At 61.5% G+C, this 5,104-nt stretch carries 3 protein-coding genes; all 3 read right to left on the bottom strand.

What is annotated here, in order from left to right; all coding sequences use genetic code 11:
• Positions 1–2,996, bottom strand: a 2,996-nt coding sequence (locus tag VMW12_06510; protein HUZ49382.1) for an efflux RND transporter permease subunit, incomplete at its 3' end; no start/stop codon positions are given.
• Positions 2,993–4,741, bottom strand: a complete 1,749-nt coding sequence (locus tag VMW12_06505) for an efflux RND transporter periplasmic adaptor subunit (protein HUZ49381.1) — start codon at positions 4,739–4,741, stop codon at positions 2,993–2,995. The genes VMW12_06505 and VMW12_06510, both read right to left, overlap by 4 nt.
• On the bottom strand, positions 4,738–5,104 hold a 367-nt coding region (locus VMW12_06500), incomplete at its 5' end, for a hypothetical protein (protein HUZ49380.1). The genes VMW12_06505 and VMW12_06500, both read right to left, overlap by 4 nt.

Below are 5,104 nucleotides of genomic sequence, written 5' to 3'. Positions count from 1 at the left end.
ATCAGGCTCACGATGGTCGTCATCAGGATCGGCCGCAAACGTACCGGCCCCGCATAGAGAATCGCATCTCGCCGGGAGAGGCCTTCCTTTCGTTTCCGGATGACGAGGTCCAAGAGCAGAATCGCATTGCTGACGGCCATGCCGTTGGCGACGACGATTCCGAGAATGGAGACGGTTGAAAAGCTCTGGTGCGCGAGCAGTAATCCGCCGAACATGCCGAGCAACTGGAGCGGAATCGCCAGCAGCATCACGAGCGGCTGTACGACCGACCGGAACTGCACGACGAGCAGGAGGAAGACGAAGAGTAGCGCGATCTCCATCGCGCTCAGCAACCGGTTGAAGCTCTGCGTCATCTCGGTCATATCGCCGCGCATCTCCATTCCATAACCTTGCGGAAATGGAACGGCGGCCATGCCGCGGGAGAGAATGTCCATGTCAAGGTCCATCTCGCCGGGTCCGCCTCGCCGGTAGAATCCGAGGACCGAGACGCTGGGCCGCAAATCGTCGTCCTCGATCATCGTTGGACCGACGTTTCGTTTCACGCGGGCTATAGCGGCGAGCGGTACCACCTGCCCATCCTGCCCGACGATCTGTACGGATGAGATATCCCCGGTAAGATTACGCTGGTCCCGTGCATATCGGACCAGGATCGTATCGTGGCGGACGTTCTGCGGGTTGAAATACTCGGTCGTCAGGCCGCCTCGCAGCGCGTAGTACGCCTGCATCTGGACTTCTTGCGGGGTCAGACCCGCTTGCGATGCTCTCGTGCGGTCGACGTTGATGTCGACTTCCGGTTGCGTGTCGGCGGAACTCGTGGAGACCTCGTACAGTCCCGGAATCTTCCGCGCCTGGTTTGCGACCGCGCGCGCCAAGGAGTAGAGCTCTGTGCGATCCGGGCCGTACAACAGCATTTCAACCGGTGCATCGTTGCTGGCCATAACGTCGGCGCCCATCTCCTTGAGTTCGAGCCGCCGAATGCCCGGAATCGTCGTTTCGGCCTGTCGATAGACGCCATCCATGATCTGCCAAATCGAGCGGCGGCGGTCTTCCTTCGGCTTAAACGTAATCATATACGACGCATCGTTCACGCCGTTCATCGCCGTTCCGGTGAAGTAGTCGCTGCCGTTGTCCTCGCCGACTTCGGCCGACACTCTCTGTACGTCGGGCTGATGGAGTAGCAGCGATTCGAATCGCCGGCTCGCGGCGTTGGTTGCCTCGAATGAGGTGCCGGGCGCCATTTCAAGAAAAGCATAGGCCTGCCCGGTGTCTGCAAGCGGCATCATTTCCTGGCCGATAAACGGCAGTAATGAAATGCCGACATACGTGAGGATCGCCGCACCGGCTAACACGACCCAGCGATTATCTAGGCTCCACGCGAGGCCGCGTCGATACGATGTATCGAGGCGAGCGAGAGCGTTGTGTGCGGGGCGCAAGATGCGGATCACCCACGCATCGAATTGCGAGCGTACGTGAGAGCGCGATTCCGGGCGTTGGAACAGGAAGGCGGCGAGAAGCGGTGTGAGCGTCACGGAGACGATGAGCGAGGCCACAAGCGCAAAGACGATCGGCCATACTAAGCCTACAAACATGATCTGCGTGATCCCGCCGCTCATCAACAGCGGCACGACCGCGAGCGCCATCACGCCGGTTGCCGCCGCGATCGGCACGATCACTTCCATCGTCCCGTCGATCGCCGCCCGCACCGGCGAATGCCCTTCGTCGAGTTTCCTGTGTACGGAGTGAATGACGACGATCGAGTCGTCTACGAGTCCGCCGATCGCGAGAAGAAGCCCGATGAGGGTGGAGCTGTTGATCGAGAAGTCCATCGGGACGAAAAGCAATACCGCCAGGGAGAGGCACGTCGGAATTGAGGTCATCACGATAAACGTCGCGCTGACATCCTCGAGGAAAATCAACAGCACGACCCCCGCGAGGAAGACGCTGACGATCAGCTCCTCCAGCATGTTGCGCGTGAGATCTTGGACGAAGCGCGAGTTATCGTACGCGCGCGAAAAATGCACGCCCGGGTGATTGGCTTCAATCTGCGCAATCCGTTGCATGACGGCGGCGATGACCTGCGGCGAACTCGCATCCGGGTTTTCAACCACGGAGAGTTCGACCGCACCCTTGCCGTTGAAGCGATAGGTATTGCGTACCTCCGCCGGGCCGTCTTTAACCGACGCGACGTTGCGAAGATAGATGGTCCGGCCGTCGGCCGTCGCGATCGGATAGGCCAGCATGCTCGAGGCTGAGGCCGCCCGCTGGTCGACGCGAACCGGCGTTTCATACGCGCCTCCGGTCACGACGCCACCCGACCGGCTCACGTTCTGTGCGTCGATCGCGTCGCGTACGTTCAAGATGGATAGGCGGTTCGCCGCAAGCGCGTCGCGATTGACGTCGACCGTAATCTGCCGTGCGAGGCCGCCGAAGGGGAAGGCGACTTGAACGCCCGGCACCCCTTTTATGGCATTGACCACATCGTTGGCGACGAATTGGCGCAGGTGCACGGGATCCCAACCGGGGGCCGTAATCGCGAGTTGTAGTGCCGGTATGTTGAGCGGATCCACCGGAACCACATAGCTGGGCTTGAGATTCGCCCGGTCGTACGGTAGATCGCCCTGCGCCTGCGTTGCCAGTTGCTGCACGTCCACCAACGCGCGCTGCATGTTCGCACCATAGTGAAACTGCAACGTGACGATGGAGATGCCCGGCTGCGAATACGAACGAATATATCGTACGCCCTGCAGGTCGGTCATGCGCTCTTCGATCGGTTTGGTAAAGTACGTCTCGACTTCTTGTGGGGCGTAACCCGGGGTCATGGTAATGACGGAGATCAGCGGGCTTTGCACGTACGGCATCATGCGGGTCGGTAACAGAAAGAGCGCGGCCGCGACGGCGCCGATGACGACGGCGAGAAACGCCGCAAAGATAGCATACGGATTGCGTAGGGCCCACGCGGCAACGCTTCGTTCCGTTTCAATATGCTCGTTCGTCATGGCGCCGATCCCGTTATAGGCTGGCCTTCTTCGAGGCCGGATGCGCCGGTTACGACGACTTGCGAGCCTGGGCGCAGGTTCCCGGTAACTTGCGCCGTCGTTCCGTCGTCCGCGAGTACCGTTACCGCGACGCGATGCGCGTTGCCGTCGCGATCGACCCAGACGGCGCTGCTGACCCCGCCGACGACAGCGGCCGACGGTACCGAGAACGCGTGCGCGCTCGAAGAAGAACGCGGATGCAGGACGACGTTCACGAACCCGCCCGGCTGGTAAACGTCCCCGGCATTCGGGACGATCGACTCAACGATCGCGGTGTGCGTGTTCGAGTCGACGACGGGCGAAAATGAGGATACGGCGCTATGCACTACTCTACCGTCGCCCAACATCACGTCGACCGGCGTGCCGATTTCGATGCCGGCGAGTTCCTGTTGGGCCACTTGCGCTTGCACGCGAAGGCGGTTGACGACCGCCACCTGCAAGATCGGCGTTCCGGGCTGCACGTAGACGCCCGGATCGACCAGGCGCTTCATCACAACGGAGTCGCTTGGTACTATAACGTCCGCATAGCCGGCCAGGACGTTCTGGGTTTGCGCCCCCGCGGTAGCTTGCTCCACTTGCGCTTGCGCCGCGCGGGCCAAGGCTTTCGCTCCGGATACTTTTGCGACGGCCGAGCTATATGCCGATCTTGCCGTAGCGGCCTGCGCGCGTTCGTCCTGATATTCCTGAACCGAGACCGCACCGGCCTTGAGCAACGACCGCTCGCGTGAAAGCTCGGCACTCCAATACCGCACCTTTTCACGTTGCGCGGCCACGTCGGCCCGGCTCGAAACGACATCGTATTGAGCCGACGCACGCTGATCCGCTGCCGCACGCGCGGCCGCTTCCGCGGCCAGCGCATTGCTCTGCAATTCCGGTTCCTCAAGGCGGGCGACGACGTCCCCCGCCTTGAGGCGGTCGCCGGTGTACGCGTTGAAGTCCGCAAGGACACCGGCGGCACGTGCGACGACGTTCTGTACGAGATACGGCTGCACGCTCGCCGGCGCTTGAATCGAGGACGTACCGGTTTGCCCGCCCACGCGCGCGAAGGTTACCGGTATCGGAGCGACGCCGGCGGCGCCTTGCATGGAGGACATATTCGTCGAACTGGACCCGTAGCGTGATTGCGCGTACGCGAGGCCGAGAACCACGAGCGCTGCGATAACGACGGTTGCGATCGTAAGGGGACGGCGGTCGCGCCGGAGCACCAGCACACCGATGAAAAGAACGCCGATGAGTACGAAGATGCCATTCCGCCAGGCCGCGTCATCGGCACTCGCGTTCATGGTTGCCGTCGAATTGTTTGACGATCCCGGACCGACCACCAGACTCCTACGGGCAACTCCGGAAATGCCGCCGGAGAATTGTACTTGCAGGGTCCACGTTGTAGCCGTTCCGAGTTCGACTTGAAAGCGCCATCGATTGCTGCTACCGGTGACCCGAGAGGCAACGCCGCTTGGCCCGCTCATATTCATGGACGGCATCATCGTTGTGTAGCGAACCGTGGTGCCGTTCAACTCGGAAGCTTGCACCCCGGTCACGTCAACGGTAACGGTGCTCGAGCCGACGGTAGGCGGATCGGGCGAAATTGCGATGGAAACGCGAGCGCTGCCCAGTTGCGTTACGCTCGGAGAAGCAGATCCCCATGCCGTCGCAAGTGCCAGGATAGTTGGCAGTAAGGCCAATACGAAAATGCTTTTGCGGATCAAAACCCCATCCTCGGCAACTGGCAGTGAAATGCGAACGGTGCAATTGCCGGTAAGCTCAGAGCAATCGCGAGAATAGCTGAAAGGGCGATCGCAACGAGACGGCGACGACGAATGTTCGGTTGTGAATCTTCGGCCGGGCGGAGCAACGCGTGTAGCCGGCCGCGCATCGCATGCTGTTCGGCAAACGCCGCGCCGTGTGCTAACGACGGCGACGAACTCCGAGCCACGCGCAACAGGGCGGAGGCAAGGTCCGTCCGCTCGACATGCGCGAGTGCGGCATGGTCCGCGCAGAATTCTCGCGAGCAGCGGTAGATATCGATGAGCGTGCCGGTCGGTAACGGCAGCAGGTCGCTTAGGAAATAC

It is taken from the genome of Candidatus Dormiibacterota bacterium (genome assembly GCA_035532835.1).
Classification (GTDB): domain Bacteria; phylum Vulcanimicrobiota; class Vulcanimicrobiia; order Vulcanimicrobiales; family Vulcanimicrobiaceae; genus DAHUXY01.
The sequence above is the reverse complement of the archived record's forward strand: the minus strand, read 5'-3'. Positions and strand labels throughout refer to the sequence as shown.